The sequence below is a fragment of the Crassaminicella indica genome (assembly GCF_019203185.1).
Taxonomy (GTDB): domain Bacteria; phylum Bacillota; class Clostridia; order Peptostreptococcales; family Thermotaleaceae; genus Crassaminicella; species Crassaminicella indica.
This window is the reverse complement of sequence record NZ_CP078093.1, coordinates 947,208-963,186: the sequence shown is the minus strand read 5'-3', so window position 1 is coordinate 963,186 and position 15,979 is coordinate 947,208. Positions and strand designations below refer to the sequence as shown.

Annotated in this window: 13 protein-coding genes and 1 pseudogene; 11 read left to right on the top strand and 3 right to left on the bottom strand. The window is 29.0% G+C overall.

Going from position 1 to position 15,979, the window contains the following annotated elements; genetic code table 11:
• Positions 1-499 precede the first annotated feature (499 nt).
• A complete protein-coding gene (ltrA, locus tag KVH43_RS04605; protein WP_218282640.1) occupies positions 500-2,305 on the top strand; it encodes a group II intron reverse transcriptase/maturase in 1,806 nt (601 codons plus the stop codon).
• Between the two features lie 80 nt (positions 2,306-2,385).
• Positions 2,386-3,147 (top strand): RNA-guided endonuclease InsQ/TnpB family protein, encoded by a 762-nt coding sequence (locus KVH43_RS04600; protein WP_255547839.1) that lies wholly within the window; start codon positions 2,386-2,388, stop codon positions 3,145-3,147.
• Positions 3,148-3,207: 60 nt separating this feature from the next.
• On the opposite strand, the pseudogene KVH43_RS13415 reads toward KVH43_RS04600, so the two are convergent.
• The 3 genes and pseudogenes from KVH43_RS13415 to KVH43_RS04590 form a co-directional block, all read right to left on the bottom strand.
• Positions 3,208-3,387 (bottom strand): annotated as a pseudogene (locus tag KVH43_RS13415) (GntR family transcriptional regulator); the annotation flags it as partial.
• A gap of 118 nt (positions 3,388-3,505) precedes the next feature.
• Entirely contained in the window at positions 3,506-4,222 is a 717-nt protein-coding gene (locus KVH43_RS04595) for a lysophospholipid acyltransferase family protein (RefSeq protein WP_218283692.1), read from the bottom strand.
• A 306-nt stretch (positions 4,223-4,528) separates the two neighbouring features.
• Complete coding sequence (locus KVH43_RS04590; protein ID WP_218283691.1) at positions 4,529-5,470, bottom strand: DMT family transporter; 942 nt, start codon at positions 5,468-5,470, stop codon at positions 4,529-4,531.
• A gap of 724 nt (positions 5,471-6,194) precedes the next feature.
• On the opposite strand from KVH43_RS04590, the gene KVH43_RS04585 reads away from it, so the two are divergent.
• The 9 genes from KVH43_RS04585 to KVH43_RS04545 all read left to right on the top strand — a co-directional run bounded on the left by KVH43_RS04585 (position 6,195) and on the right by KVH43_RS04545 (position 15,899).
• Positions 6,195-7,232, top strand: a complete 1,038-nt coding sequence (locus tag KVH43_RS04585) for a YkvI family membrane protein (protein WP_218283690.1) — start codon at positions 6,195-6,197, stop codon at positions 7,230-7,232.
• Between the two features lie 72 nt (positions 7,233-7,304).
• A complete protein-coding gene (locus KVH43_RS04580; RefSeq protein ID WP_218283689.1) occupies positions 7,305-8,441 on the top strand; it encodes a DUF5711 family protein in 1,137 nt (378 codons plus the stop codon).
• 7 nt (positions 8,442-8,448) lie between these two features.
• On the top strand, positions 8,449-9,153 hold the full coding sequence (locus tag KVH43_RS04575; RefSeq protein WP_218283688.1) for a CvpA family protein: 705 nt from the start codon (positions 8,449-8,451) through the stop codon (positions 9,151-9,153).
• 128 nt (positions 9,154-9,281) lie between these two features.
• A complete protein-coding gene (gene yedF, locus KVH43_RS04570) occupies positions 9,282-9,869 on the top strand; it encodes a sulfurtransferase-like selenium metabolism protein YedF (protein ID WP_218283687.1) in 588 nt (195 codons plus the stop codon).
• 12 nt (positions 9,870-9,881) lie between these two features.
• Complete coding sequence (locus tag KVH43_RS04565) at positions 9,882-10,142, top strand: putative Se/S carrier protein (RefSeq protein WP_218283686.1); 261 nt, start codon at positions 9,882-9,884, stop codon at positions 10,140-10,142.
• Positions 10,143-10,160: 18 nt separating this feature from the next.
• Positions 10,161-11,036: a mechanosensitive ion channel family protein gene (locus KVH43_RS04560; RefSeq protein WP_255547810.1), complete on the top strand. Its 876-nt coding sequence runs from the start codon at positions 10,161-10,163 to the stop codon at positions 11,034-11,036.
• A gap of 73 nt (positions 11,037-11,109) precedes the next feature.
• Positions 11,110-11,298: a DUF951 domain-containing protein gene (locus KVH43_RS04555; RefSeq protein ID WP_338028373.1), complete on the top strand. Its 189-nt coding sequence runs from the start codon at positions 11,110-11,112 to the stop codon at positions 11,296-11,298.
• Between the two features lie 191 nt (positions 11,299-11,489).
• On the top strand, positions 11,490-13,817 hold the full coding sequence (locus KVH43_RS04550) for a pyridoxal-dependent decarboxylase (protein WP_218283684.1): 2,328 nt from the start codon (positions 11,490-11,492) through the stop codon (positions 13,815-13,817).
• A 15-nt stretch (positions 13,818-13,832) separates the two neighbouring features.
• A complete protein-coding gene (locus KVH43_RS04545) occupies positions 13,833-15,899 on the top strand; it encodes a methyl-accepting chemotaxis protein (protein ID WP_218283683.1) in 2,067 nt (688 codons plus the stop codon).
• Positions 15,900-15,979: the final 80 nt, after the last annotated feature.

The window sequence follows — 15,979 nt, the reverse complement described above, 5'->3', positions numbered from 1 at the left end:
GGTTGAGTGTATGATAGGTCGGAGTGCTAGAAAATATCTACGGTGAGAATGTTCTTAAATGAACTGACGAACTTGCGAATGTACGAGTCTAAATTCTTATTAAATAGAAATATTTAAACCACAACTAGTGGGGTTAATTACCGAAAAGTATGTTTGTCAATTAAGAAATTCGGAATACCTAACAACGAAGGTATAAATTAACAGGCTCATAGTAAGCATCTAAGGATATATGTAAAAGCTAAGTTAATCGGAACATTGTAAGCAAAAGTCAACTATCTAAACGACTACTAATCGGGTTGGTTTCTATAAGATATCAAATGATATTGAAATGAATTTACTTTTGTGAAAGTAGGGACACAGTACCTATGAAACCATGATAATAAGTGGCGGAGGGATAGTCCCAAGTCTTGAACTTTGAAAACTGAACTAATTAAATGAAACTCATAGGGTCAGGTAAGATGATGGGACTTCTGTATGGAAGGAGAACAACACGCCATCAATGAGTACAGCATTACGATATAGCGAATATTACGGTATGCAAGAAACATTCGATTGGTTATATGATAGAAGTAAGAAAAGAGCCACTAACGGTCTTAGATTATATGAAATCATAACATCAAGAGAAAATATACTTCTTGCATATAGAAACATCAAGGCTAACACAGGAAGTAAAACTAAAGGTACTGATGGATTGACAATAGCAGATTATAAAGTCAAGGATGAAGGTACATTTGTGAAAGAAATAAGAGACACACTAAAGAATTACAAACCCAACTCGATTAGAAGGGTAGAAATCCCTAAAGATAACGGTAAAACAAGACCTTTAGGAATACCAACTATGAGAGATAGAATTATACAGCAAATGTTCAAACAAGTTCTTGAATCAATATGCGAAGCAAGATTCCACAAACATTCTTATGGATTTAGACCTAATAGGTCAACTCATCATGCTATGTCAAGAAATCAATACCTAATTAATATAGGGAAGATGCATCATGTAGTAGATATAGATATAAAAGGTTTCTTTGATAACGTAAATCATACAAAATTATTAAAACAGATGTATGATATAGGTATCAAAGATAAGAGAGTTCTTAGAATAGTTAGTAAAATGCTAAAAGCACCAATAGAAGGAATAGGGATACCAACTGAAGGTACTCCACAAGGAGGTATATTATCTCCTTTACTGTCTAATATTGTGTTAAATGAATTAGATTGGTGGGTTAGTGACCAATGGGAAACCTTTGAAACCAAATACAGATATTCAAGAGTAGACAGTAAATACTTGGGACTTAAAAAATATAGTAATCTAAAAGAAATGTTCATTGTAAGGTACGCTGATGATTTCAAAATTTACACTAGAAATCACATAACAGCAAATAAAATATTTCATGCAATTAAAAACTATTTAAAGAATAATTTGAAACTGGATATATCAACAGAAAAATCTCAAATAACAAATCTTAGAAAGAAAAGTTCAGATTTTCTAGGATTCAAGATTAAAGTAGTAAAAAAGAGAAACAAACATGTTGCTAATACATTCGTCATGGAAAAGAAAAAGGAGAAGATTAAATCAAGATTAAGAGATTTAATTTTAAATATACAAAAAAATCCTTTAACAAGTACAGTCAATAAATACAACATATATATTATAGGGATTAAAAACTACTACAAATATGCAACGCATATTAACAGAGATTTTAGTAAAATAGCCTATCAAATTTCCAAAACCCTATTCAATCGTCTAAAATCAATAGGTAAATGTGAAATTCCTATTAAACCCAACGAAACATACAAAAAGTTCAATAAAAATAACTTTAAAACACATAAGGTAGCAGGTTTATATCTCCATCCAATAGCAGACATACAGACTAAAAATGTGATGAATTTTTCACAAAATATATGTAACTATACATCTCAAGGTAGAGAATTAATATACAAGAAACTAAAACCTAATGTGTCTACTGAAATACAAAGGCTTATGAATAATATATACGAATATAATACGGTTGAATTAGCAGATAACAAACTCTCTAAATACTCATCACAGAAAGGAAAATGCTTGGTCACAGGTAAATTCTTATGTGCTAATGAAGTGGAGATACATCATATAAAGCCAACAGAATTAGGTGGAAAAGATGAATTTGCTAATCTCATAGCAATACACAAGGATGTTCACAAGTTAATACATGCAACACTAAAAGAGACGATTGATAGATATATGAACAAACTTCAATTGAACGTAAAACAGTTGAAGAAAGTAAACAAATATCGTAAAGAATGTAATTTGATTAATTTAGATTAAAAGTTTAAGATGGAACGCCTTGTGAGTTCGAAAGTCTCATGCAGGGTGTGGTCGAGGGGAAAAGGTGGAGATAACTTCAAATCCTTACCTATTCGAATAGCACCTCACTACAAATGTCACTAAGAAATCTTGATACTGCATTCAAAAATTTCTTTGAAGGTAGAGCAGATAAACCTAAATTCAAAAGTAAAAGAGATAACTATAAAAGTTATACAAGTAATTTTGTAAATAACAATATTGAGATAAATAAGGGAAAAATAAAGTTACCTAAATTAAAGTGGATAAAAGCAAAAGTTCATAGATACGTTGAAGGTAGAATAATAAATGCTACTGTTTCAAAAACTCCAAGTGGAAAATATTTTGTATCTATATGTGTCGAAAGAGAAGTGAAGCCTTTAGAGAAAGTAACTGAAAATATTGGAATAGATCTAGGATTAAGCCATTTTGCTATATTCTCTAATGGTGAAAAAATAGAAAATCCAAAATATCTAAAGAAATCATTAGAAAAACTGGTAAAAGAACAAAGAAAATTAAGCAGAAAACAAAAAGGCAGTAATAACTTTCACAAACAAAGAATAAAGGTTGCTAAATTACATGAAAAAGTAACTAATCAAAGATTGGATTTTATTCACAAATTATCTAAAAGAATTATAAGCGAAAACCAAGTTATAGTTCTTGAGGATTTAGCAGTCAAAAATATGATGAAAAATGATAAATTAGCACAAAGTATTTCAGATGTAAGTTGGTATAAATTTGTTACTATACTTGAATACACCAAGAAGCCCCCACTTCAGCGTGAGCAAGTGGAGGGAGAGTTCACTAGATTTATTAATATTTTCTAATGATAAAATATTTTCCATGACTGAACCTCCATATATGCATTAAGTACTCATATTAAATATTTATTCTTCATATAAAAGAATCAGCATTTCTTTTAATTCTTCAAGGCTGATATTTAACATTTTACTTTCTTCTACAACCTCTGTAAGCTTTTCTTCGATAATTTTCAAACGCTGTTCCTTTAAAAGTGCTTTGTTTTGATGAGCTACAAATGAGCCTTTTCCTGCAATAGTTTCAATAAAAATTTGTCAATATTATTTTATAAATATTTTGCTAAAAAGGGTGAGTCCAGAATGGTTTACAGTTAAATAAATAATAAAAAAAGACAACTCTATGATAAAAAGAGCTGTCTTTTTGTTTCTATGATAAATGACTTTTAATAATTTCGTATACCTTATCACTTAAAACACTTTCTTCTTCCTTTGTAAGGTTATCTGTATAAATAGGTTTAGAGATAGTTACTTTAACTTCTGCTGGCTTTATATTAAGTTTTCCGTTAGCTTCCATTATTTTATAAGAGCCATCAATAGTGATTGGAACAATTGGAACCTTTGCTTTTGTAGCAAGTCGCAAGCTTCCTTTTTTAAATCTTGCCATTTTAGGACCTTTGCTTCTCGTTCCTTCAGGGAATATGATCATGGAATGACCTTCCTTTAAAATTTTGACACCATCATTAATCGCTCTTAGAGATTGTCTAGGATCATTTCTATCGATAAATATACATTTTATTTTTCTGATCCATTTACTAAATACAGGGATTTTAGAAAGCTCTATTTTTGCTATAAAAGCTTTTGGTTTATCTATAAAGCCTAATAGTATAGGAATATCAAAATTTCCTTGATGATTGCTGATGAATACAACAGGCCCTTCTGGTATATTTTCAAGTCCTGATATATTTATTTTTGAACCACTTGCATGGACAATGCGTCTTCCCCATGAATATGAAATGGTATGCAATAGATTGTTCATTTCTTTTATTTTTCCTTGTTTTTCTAGCTTTTCAATCTGCCATGCTTTAGGGATTAAAAAGATTTGATCTACTAGAAAATAAAAAGCAATGTATATTGTTCGAAACATTTTTTCACACTTCCTTTCATGTTAATATAATACCATAAAATGAAGAGCTTTAGATAAGTGAATTTCACATAAAAATCTCATTAGCGTTTGCTAAGAAGAATAATAAAATAAAAGTTTTTTATAGGTAAACAACTTCAAAATTCACTTCGTTCAAACAATGAAGGTTTTTAACGTATTTTTTATGAAATTTCAGTAAGTTTTTTTACAAAAGTTATCGAAGTCATTCACTTATCTTTATATATTTCTTTTTTTTATGTTGATGTTGTTTACCTATAGTAAAAAATAACAAAACTTAATTCATTTGGATCAAGTTTTGTTATTAGTAGGTTTAAGTAAAGTTGCTTTTAATTTATTTTGAACATATTCACTGTTTTGCATTAGCATAATGCCTCCAATGACAAAGAAAATTCCTATGATTTGTAAAAAATTCAATGTTTCGTTATAAAAAATATATCCAAGAATTGCTGCTGTAGGAATTTCAGTATTTCCAATAATAGCTGTTTTGACAGCACCAATATACTGAATTGCTGTAACCATTAAAATTGTAGGTGGGATTTGACATAAAAAAGCTAGTAAAGCTATATTTAACCATTGAGAACTACTGATATTTTGATTCAGTAGATTTGATGGAAAACTAAAAATTAAAAAATTTAAGCATATAAAACTAGATGTATAGCTTGATAACACAAAAGGAGGGATTTTATTTGCAAAGCTTTCAAGAAATATATTGGAAATTGCAAGAAATACAGCACCTCCAAGACCTAAAAAGATACCCTTCATAGGGAAGGAAGCATCCATGTGAAATAAATCTAATATAAGTACACAACCAAAAAAAGCAATTATTACAGATAATATAATGATTTTATTTAATTTTGATTTTCCAAAAATAGATGAAAGTATTGTAATGATAATTGGATAAGTAAAAAGCAAAATGGTTGCAATAGATATATCCAAATATTGAAATGATTCATAATAGCATCGACTGACCGAGCTTTGAATGAACATACCTAAGAAAAATAGCTTTAAAAGCTCTTTTTTACCTATTTTTATTTGTTGTCTATATTTCCAAAAAGAGATCCCCCACAGTGTTGGAAGAATAAGAACATATTGTAAAACTAAAATGCTGATAGAATCTAAGCCACTGCTTTGTGCATTTTTTACAAATAAACCAGAGCAGCCAAAAAAAATGGCTGATAATATACCAGCGAGATATCCTTTATGTGTATTATGAAGCTTTTTTTGTATCATAATATTCTCCCTTCATACATTAAGTTAAAATGAAAAATCATATGAATCTCTTAAAATTGTACAATAAAAGCTTAAGATAAGCAATGGATATAAAGATTTATATTTGTGGGAGGCTAATACAAAAAAACGCTTCTGAAAAAAATCAGAAGCGTTGAGCTTTTAATATATGTTATATCTTTTTTTATGCTGTCTTGCTTTTTCTATTTTGTTTATTGTAGATACATATCTCACAAATAATACTACTGCTATCATTGTGATCAATTTTAATAACATCTATATCATCTTCTTTCCATTAAAAATTTTACTATTGATTGTTAAAAAATTAACTTTGTTTAACAATATCATAACATATTTCTTTTCAAAAATAAACCACTTTGTTAAAAAAATAATTAACTTAGGAAAACGTATCCAATATTAATAATACAAAGTATTGTCTAAAAAAATCATTTTGTGTTGGAAATGCAACTAATAAATAAATATGAATTTATTTACAATTATAGGTTTAATCTGGTGTTAAATAATTAACTATTTTGTTATTCATTAGACAGGTTTATATGAACATAAAATGTATTATAGATAAACAACTTTAAAACTCACTTTGTTTAATTCTTAACGTATTTTTTATGTAATTTCAGTAAGTTTTTTTACAAAAGTTATCGAAGTCATTCACTTATCTTTATATATTTCTTTTTTAATGTTGATATAGCATAAAGGAGGTTTTTTTATGGGAAAGAGAAATGCTTTTAAAATTGCTAGTATTTATATAGGAACACTTATTGGTGCTGGATTTGCTTCTGGACAGGAAACTATGCGCTTTTTTACAAGGTATGGGATAAGGGGAATCTATGGTGTTATTGTAACAGCTATTTTATTTGCAGTAATTGGAATCGTTATTTTATTAAAGGTATATGAAGATAAAATCATTTCTTATTATGATTGGATTGTCCCTTTTTTTGGTCCTTATGTGGGGAAATTGATAGAAATTTTTTTAGCTTTTTTACTACTCTCATTATATTGTGTTATGCTTGCAGGAAGTGGAGCTTTATTTGAGCAACAGTTTGGATATAGAAAAGAAATAGGGATCATTTTTATGAGTGTGATTTCTTTTATTACATTTCTTTTTAGTATGAGGGGCTTGGCAGTTATAAATAGTGTTTTAGTACCATTGCTAATCATAGGAATTATTGCTGTAGGTATTATTGTTATTCCTGATAAAATACATAATATTTGTGATGTAGATTTATTTCCATATACAATAGGGGACAATTGGATTACTTCATGTCTTCTTTATGTAAGCTATAATAGTATATGTGCAGTGATGGTACTAAGCTCTATGTATCCTTTATTGAATAATAAAAGAATTGCTATTGCTGGTGGGAGCTTGGGTGGATTTTTATTAGGAATAATGTTGCTTTTTTTGTTTTTGCCAACTTTAATATTATATAGAGATATTCAAGCTGTTGAAATCCCAATGATGACGATTGCATTTTCAATTGGAAAAAATATGGGGAATATTTACGGTGCTTTATTATGGTTTGCTATGCTTACAACAGCTGTTTCAAATGGATTTGTTTTCATACAGAGCATGGAGAGAAAACTAAAGCTAAAGCATTTATATGCTTGTATTTCATTTTGTATTGTGACTATTCCATTAGCTCAGTTTGGATTTAAAAGGCTTGTACATACGCTTTATCCAATGTTTGGATATATTGGTATAATACTTATATTCCTAATCATATTTAGGAAGGGTAAGACTCAATGAAAATTAGAGGATTTAAAGAAGCTTCAGAGAATATAAAATACTAGACTGTATTTTTACGCAGGAGGAATATAAATGGCAAGGAAAAAACGACCTTTACGATTTAAGATATTTGTTCTTATTTTTATATGCTTGATATTTATAGGAGGAATAAAGGCTATAGAGCTGGTACAGAAATTTTTTTGTGATAGTGTGTTAGATTTTCAAAAATTAGCTGTTATTGATTATGATACAGATAAAAATTTGATTGTGCATCCTTTGAAAAAGGATATTATTGTTTATAATAAAAATAAATTGAAGGCATTTAATTTAGAAGGGATTGAAAAATGGGACATAGAAAAAGAAATAAAGAATCCTTTTCTAAAAAGCAGTGAAGATATAATTTTTTTAGGTGATAGAGAAAAAGGAAGCATTACTGCTGTAAATCTTCAAGGTAGTGTTATATGGGATTTTTCTATAGAAAAACCAATAAGAGAATTTGTGTGCAATAAGGAAGGAATCTCGGCTTTTTATACAGAAGAAAATGGCAAAAGTAAAATATATATACTAAATATAGATGGAAAAGAAGAAGGAAAAATCATTGTAAATAAGGGAAGTATTATGGGGATTGCTATATCTGATAATAATATGATTGCTATCTCTGTTTTGAATATAGATAACAATAAAATAGAGACAAATGTTGCACTTTATTCTAACAAAGGAAAGCTTCTTGGAGGACACAAATATGATAAGGAACCTCAAATCGTAAGCAATTTGTTTTTTAGTGAAGATCATCGACTAATGAATGTAGGAGATAGCCAGTTGATGGTTTTTAGTAAAGAAGACAGAGTATTATGGAGTGAGGATATACCTGATTCTATTAATCGGATAGCTTGGAACAAAAAAGGCTTTATAGTTATGTATCTTGTAGATAATAAAAAGTCAATTCTAGATACAAAAAATAGAAATTATCTATCTATTATAGATATAGAAGGAAAAAAAATGGAGCCAATCCCTATCCAAGGAGAAGTATTAGGAATTGATAGCAAAGGAGATAATATTGTTGCCTTTACAGATCGTACTTTATATATGATCTTAGAAACAGGGAAAAAACTTATGGAAAAGAAAGTGAACAATGATATTCAATCTGTATATATTATTTCTGATAATCAATTGGTATTGGTGTTAAAGGATAAATTAGAAATTATACAGGTAAAATATAAGGAACGATAGAGGTGGTATGATGGGCTGGATGGATGCTTTAATTTTTGTTATCCTTGCTATCAATGTGATAAAGGGATGGAAAAATGGATTGATTTTATCATTTTTTAATATGAGTAGTTTTATTGTTGCAGGAATTGCAGCAAAAATATATTACCCATCTGTTTCAAAATATATCATGGGAAATTCTACCATATTTTTAAAAGTACAAGCATTAATAGGTGATCGAGTTCAAGAAGCTTATGGTCATAGTGTAGCAGCTTCTACTGTGACAGGAAATACAAATATTTTTGAGCTTTTAAAATTTCCAAAGGCAATAGAAAATTTTTTTATGAAGAGTGAAACCATGAGAGCTTATAATCAACAAGCAATGGAGGGAGTTTACAGCTATTTGTCAGATATTCTCGCACGTATGTTTATTGATTTTATCAGCATATTGATTATTTTTTTTGCTGTAAAAATAATATTATTTCTTGTGGCATATATACTAGATGGCATTGCCACATTGCCAGTACTAAAGCAGTTTAATTGTATTGGAGGAGTAGTTTTTGGATTTTCAAAGGGGTTGTTAATCGTTCTTATTTTTCTTGCCATAATTACACCCTTTACAGCGATGACTAATTCTGGAATATTAGTAGAAGGATTAGAAAAATCTGTTGTGGCAAAAATTTTGTATTACCGAAATCCGATTATTGAAATACTTCAAGGAACGATAAATAGATAGAAATAATTTATGAGAAACTTATCATTTATAGAAAAATTTTATAAGATCAATATTTGAACTATGGATTATAATAAATAATAGGAGCTGATCTAGATTTACAAAAGAAAAGATATAGAGGGGGAATAGAAATGAATAATCAAGTAGATGCAAGGGGACTTAGCTGTCCAAAGCCAGTAATTGAGACAAAGAAGGTTTTAGATGGATTAAAAGAGGGAAGTGTTACTACTATTGTAGATAATGAAGTGGCAATGCAGAATGTATCAAAGCTTGCAAAAAGCTTAAACTATAATGTGGATGTAAAAAAAGTAGATAAAGATTATTATGTGCATATTTATAAAGGAGAAGGGAATGAGGAAATAGATTGCCAATGTGAAGAAGAAAGAGATTTAGTGATTTTGTTTAAAAGTGATACTTTAGGAGAAGGCTCTGATGAGTTAGGAAAAATATTAATGAAAGGTTATGTTTATACATTAACAGAATATACTCCATATCCTAAGGCTTTATTATTCATGAACAGTGGTGTAAAATTAACAGTAGAAGGATCAGAGGTTTTAGATTATCTAAAACAATTAGAACGTGAAGGAGTAGAGCTTCTTTCTTGTGGGACTTGCCTTGATTATTTTCATTTAAAGGAAAAATTGGCTGTAGGAAGTGTAAGCAACATGTATTCTATTGTGGATGCCCTTCATAGTGCAAAAAACAGATTAGAATTATAGAGAGGAATATTTATGTTAGAACAAGAATTTTATGTAATATCTTTTGAATCTACTCATCATGCTATTAAAACAGAAAATAGATTAAAAAATAAATTTTCTATAGAAACAATTCCTACTCCGAGGGAGATTAGTGCAAGCTGTGGACTTTCTATAAAATTTTCATTAGAAATATTTTCAGAGATTATGAAAGCCTTAGGGGAGGATAAAGAAAAGGTAGATGTATATAAGATCAAAAAAAGAGGAAAAAATAAATTGATTAAGAAGGTTGTATAGAGGGGAGACAAGTATAGGTTGGAAAGCTTTTATAATAAATTTTCAGAAAAAATAGCAGAAACCTTTCAGATATGGACAAATCCAGAAAAACTAGGAATGTATACAGGAGATTTGGTTAAAATTATTTTGATATTTATTGCAATGATTTTAGCTGTGCGCTTTTCCAACATGGCTGTAAATAAGTTTTTTGACAATAGAGAGAAATTTAAGATTGTAGGTGAAGAAAAAAGAATCAATACTATTAAAGGGATTGTAAATAGTATTATTAAATATACTATTTATTTTGTTGCTTTTACACCAATCCTTCAAACTGTTGGAATCAATATTTCTTCTCTGATTGCAGCTGCTGGAATTGGAGGGTTGGCAATTGGTTTTGGGGCACAGAATTTGGTTCGAGATATGATTTCCGGATTTTTTATTTTATTAGAGGATCAATTTCAAGTAGGAGATCATGTAGAAATAGGAAATAAATCGGGAATTATTGAGGATATGACTTTGAGGGTTACAATTATTCGAGATTTCAATGGGGATTTGCATATTATTCCTAATGGAAGTATTGATATTGTAACAAACAAGTGTAGAGGAAATATGAGGGCTTGGGTAGATGTAGGCATTGCATATGAAGAAAATATAGATGAAGCTATCAATGTTTTAAAGGAATTATGTGAAGAAATAGCTAATGAAAATAAAGATATTATAGAAGGTCCTACTGTTTTAGGGGTTACAAATTTAGGAGAATCGGATGTAGTTATATCGATTGTTGCGAAAACAGTACCGCTTGAGCAGTGGGCAGTAGAAAGAGAGTTAAGAAAGCGAATTAAAGAACGATTTGATGAAAAAGGAATAGAAATTCCTTATCCAAGAAGAGTTGTCATCACGAATAAAAAAAGTTAAAATATTTTATAAAGACTGCCCGAAACTACTGTTTCGGGTAATTATGTATGGAAGGAGAGAATACTTTATGCCTATGGATTTAAAATTAGGAGATATTATACAAGTAAAAAAGAATCATCCTTGTGGAAGCAACCAATTTGAAATAATGAGAACAGGTATGGATTTTAGAATTAGATGTCTTGGTTGTGATAAACAGGTATGGATTCCAAGAGTAAAGCTTGAAAAGAGGATCAAAAAAATTGTAGAGAGAAAAGAGAAGTAAGAGAATTCTTTATTAAAAAGGATTCTCTTTTTTGATTAGTATTAATTGTAAAGAATATTCAGAAATACAAAATATCGCAATATATGACAAAAATATCTAAAGAAATGTTGTAAAATGATGTTGAAAAAAGAAAAAATCTTTTTTATAAGCTGATGAAAATGTTTAAAGCTTTAGATGAAGGAGGGAAAGACTTGAAAACGCCAAACGACTATCTTTGTCTTGTAGATCCAAATATAATTGCTGAAAGATATAAATTTGATGGAGAAAATTTACAGAATTATGAGTGCTTTATTTCACAATTATTAAAAAAATATAATCAATATTTTTATGATATAGATGAAAATATTTTACCTCAAAGAGATAAAGAAGTATTGATGAAATTATTTAACTACCATATTAACAATGTAGGAAATCCAGATGGACAATGTAAATATGGGTTAGAAACAAGAGAAATTGAGTTGAAGCTATTAAATAAGATATTTAAATATCTACATATGCCTACTTATGGAGGAGAGGATACAAATAGTTTTGGTTATTTTACATTAGGACATAAGGAAGCTGCTATTTTTTCTATTAAAGCAGCAAAGACAAAATTTAAAAAGGAAAAATTGGAAACAGTTTTGATAAGCTGTGGAAAGGTTCCATTTAGTGTTTATGAAGCAGCAAGCTTATTAAATATTGAAGAACAAATAATTCTAGAAGAGCAATTGGAAAAAATTGAAGAGTACTTTAAAAGTAAAAATAAATATTTAAAGAATAAAGGGATTTTCTTTACAATTTCATTAAAAAATCAATATACACAAGAGCAGGCAAATAAAATAAAAAAGATTATAGAAGTAGTAAGGAGCTATTTTAATCATTGTTATATTCATTTAATGGCTCATTCTGTAGATGATCTGAAGCTTTTTTCAGAAGGGAAGAATATACTAAAGCAAAATGAATCTCGTATGTATGTTGATGCAGTATCTATTAGCTGTACTTGTATCAAATCTTCTTATTTAACAGGATTGTTAATTACTAGTGTAAAGGTTCAAAAATACTTTAATGATGCGACAGTGCAGTATATAGGTGCAGAAGATAGTACTGTTGTTGGTTCGAGAAATGGAAATTTTCTTTTCTTTGATGATTATTTTTTCAATAGGTTTAGCTTAGAGAAAATAGGGACGTTAAAAAAATTAAATAAAAAAGAATTGACTGAAGCTTTTAGTAAGAATCAATTACTAGAAGAGGATTACCTTAGGTATAAGAAATTTATGGAAAAATTAGAAATGTTCAAGCCTATATCAATGGGTTATCCAATTAATCAACTTTGGGATAATAGTCAATTGAATAAGTTATTCGAAATGCTGATAAAAGAAAGCATTATGTATAATACTTGCAATAGCCTTTTCTCAGCAGACTTAAATTTAGATAATATTAAAGATTCTATAAAGGATATTTCTTATACAGATAAATTTAATGAAGAGATTATTAAATTTTATAAGACTATATTTTTCCATAAAGATGTACAAAAAGAATTTACAGGATACGTTACAACAGGAGGAACAGAAGGTAATTATATAGGGCTGCTTACGGCAAAAAGAAAATTTAAAAACAATGCTGTGTTATTTTTCACTGCAGAATCTCATTATAGCTTATCAAAGGGAGCAGCAATATTTGACATTAAAACAGAAAAGATAGAAAACAATCCTGTATCAGGAGAAATGGATTATACTTCATTAAAAGAAAAAATCATGTTCAATAAGAAATTAAATCCTGACTTAGGAGCTATTATAAATATTAATTTAGGGACAACTATGAAAGGTGCTATTGATAATATCAAAAAAGTGGGAGAAGTTTTAAGAGAATGTGAAATGTCTCAAGAACAAGTATATATTCATTGTGATGGAGCACTGCATGGACATATTCTACCTTTTTTGAGCACGTACAAGGAAATACTGCCTTTTAAATTATCACCAGAGGATGAAAACTATATTCCTATAGATTCTATTGCTGTTAGTGGACATAAGTTTTTAGGAGCTCCTTTTCCATGCGGTATAGGGATATTTAGAAAAAGTAATATAGATATTATTGTCAATGAAATATTATCAAAGCTTCAAGATATTATTAGAGATAGCAAAAATATATATACAGAGGAGGAGATTCAAAATTATTTTGAACAATACGGAACGATTATTACAGGGTCTAAGAATACATATATGTCTGTTGTGATTTGGAAAAGAATATGTGAATTAGGAGAAAAAGGACTATATGAGTTTGCACAAAATACTATAAATGTAAGTAGATATGCAGAGCAAAAGCTAAAGGAAGTAGAAAAACAGACTAATATTTCAGCTTTTAGAAATGAAAATTCTAATATTATTATTTTAAAACCTGCTCCTAAAGCTGAGATTTGTCAGAAGTGGGGAATGCCTCAGGAAATAGATGAAAATAATGATACAACATCTCATCTTGATATTATGCCTCATGTTTCAACAGATATGATAGATGAGTTTATAAATGACTTATTGATAAAATAATGGGGGGTTATAAGAGTGAAAAAAATATCTTATAAAATTGCTTTAGCGATTATCATATGTACTGTGCTAGTATCTTCTGTAATAAGTGGGGTAAGCTATGTAAAATGCAGAAAGATTATTGGTAGTAATGCTAATGATAAAATGCTTTTAATGGTGCAAAATAAAGCAAATGAGTTTGATAAAATGATGAATTCTCTTGAAAGCTCTGTAGATAATCTAGGGAATAGTATTGCAGGAATATATAATAAAGAGCAATTAAGTACATCAAATTACATGGATGCTTTTATTGAAGGTGTAAATCCATTAGTTTATAATGCAGCAAAAAATGCAGTAGGAAATATTGATGCGTATTTTGCATTTAATCCAAAATTAATTCATGCAGACAAGCTTTATCAATCTGTATATTTTACAGATGAAAATGGTGATTATAAAAATATTGGAGAGGCTACACCGCTTGAAGATTTAACTCCTTCAAATAAAAATGCGGCTTGGTATTTTAGACCTATTAACACAGGGCATGGAGTATGGAGTGATCCTTATTATGACAAAAATCTAAATAAAAATATGATTACATATTCTTCACCAGTATATAATGGAGATCAATTAATAGGTGTTGTAGGAATGGACATAGATTTTTCGATTATTGAAAAAAGTATCCTTTCAATGAAATTATATGATACTGGATATACCTTCTTATTAAATTCAAAATATGATGTTATTGTGCATCCTACAATAAAAGAGCATAAAAGCTTAAAAGATTTAGGAGATGATAGCTTAGCGAAATTAAAAGATGTTATAGATAAAAAACAATTAGGTATTCAAGAAACAAAATTTCAAGGGGTAGAAAAATTAACCAGCTTTTCAAAATTGAATAATGGTTTTGTTATTATTGCAACAGCTCCTAAAAGTGAAATCTTATCACAGGTACAAGAAATGCTAATTTTTCAAACGATTATGATATTACTTGGACTGATTATTGCTGTAGTAGCTGCATATTTTATCAGTAAAATTATTACAAAGCCTATCCATCATTTAATCGATTTAATGGCGTGCGCTGAAAAAGGAGATTTTACAATTAAAATAAATAATAAAAGCTCAGATGAATTTGGAAAGCTTGCTGATAGCTTTGAAAATATGATACAGGGACAGAAAAATATGATGATAAAAATAAAGGATATGTCTGAACTTGTTGATAACGATGCAAAAAACTTAAATGAGGTAGCTGAAAAAATTAATCATTCATATGATGAAGTTGCAAACTCTGTAAGTGATGTTGCACAAGGAACAAATTTACAAGCAGAAGATTTAACAGAGATAGCCCAAGAATTAATAAACTTTGGAAAAGAAATAGATGTTGTTGCTGATCTTATTTCTGAAGTAAATAATAAAACCAATGCAATAAATTCAAAAGCAAATATAAGTAATGAGCAATTAGAAAAGTTAATCTCTTCTATAGAGGTTATGAATCAAGCTTCAACAAGTGTAAAAGAAAATGTTTCTACATTAAGTGAAAACATTAATCAAGTAACGCAAATTACAGAGGTTATTAATAGTGTTTCTGAACAAACAAATCTTTTAGCATTAAATGCAGCTATTGAAGCAGCAAGAGCAGGTGAAGCTGGTAAAGGCTTTGCAGTTGTAGCAGATGAAATAAGAGGATTGGCAGAACAGGTGAAACAGTCTTCTAGCAGTATTAATGAGATTATCAATAGCATTTCAAAGGATGCAAAAATGTCAGTAGATACAGCAGAGAATGTAAGTACGCAATTGATTGAACAAGAAAAGATTGTAAAAGATTCTATTGCAGCTTTTAAAGATATTATTAGTGAAGTAGAGGAAATCATTCCTAAAGTTACAAATATTGATGCTTCTACATCTGTAATAAATGGAAAGAAAGAAAAAATTATTGAAAGAGTACAATCAGCATCAGCTGTATCTGAAGAAGTATCAGCTGCAACTCAGCAAATTGCTGCTACAACACAGATAGTGAGTGAAGCTACAAAAGATATTTTAAATACAAGTAAAGAATTAAAAGAGCGTTCAAATGCTATGCAGGTACATATCGAAAAATTTAAATTCTAAATATAATTGATTTTTCCATTTATCCTTGCATAATTTAACGACAACTGATATAATATCATGATGTGAGTATATAACTCTCT

Coding starts and splice junctions, on each gene's coding strand:
- ltrA (WP_218282640.1), top strand. CDS start 500: ATGAGTACAGCATTACGATATAGCGAATATTACGGTATGCAAGAAACA.
- KVH43_RS04595 (WP_218283692.1), bottom strand. CDS start 4,222: ATGTTTCGAACAATATACATTGCTTTTTATTTTCTAGTAGATCAAATC.
- KVH43_RS04590 (WP_218283691.1), bottom strand. CDS start 5,470: ATGATACAAAAAAAGCTTCATAATACACATAAAGGATATCTCGCTGGT.
- KVH43_RS04585 (WP_218283690.1), top strand. CDS start 6,195: ATGGGAAAGAGAAATGCTTTTAAAATTGCTAGTATTTATATAGGAACA.
- KVH43_RS04580 (WP_218283689.1), top strand. CDS start 7,305: ATGGCAAGGAAAAAACGACCTTTACGATTTAAGATATTTGTTCTTATT.
- KVH43_RS04575 (WP_218283688.1), top strand. CDS start 8,449: ATGATGGGCTGGATGGATGCTTTAATTTTTGTTATCCTTGCTATCAAT.
- yedF (WP_218283687.1), top strand. CDS start 9,282: ATGAATAATCAAGTAGATGCAAGGGGACTTAGCTGTCCAAAGCCAGTA.
- KVH43_RS04565 (WP_218283686.1), top strand. CDS start 9,882: ATGTTAGAACAAGAATTTTATGTAATATCTTTTGAATCTACTCATCAT.
- KVH43_RS04555 (WP_338028373.1), top strand. CDS start 11,110: ATGGATTTAAAATTAGGAGATATTATACAAGTAAAAAAGAATCATCCT.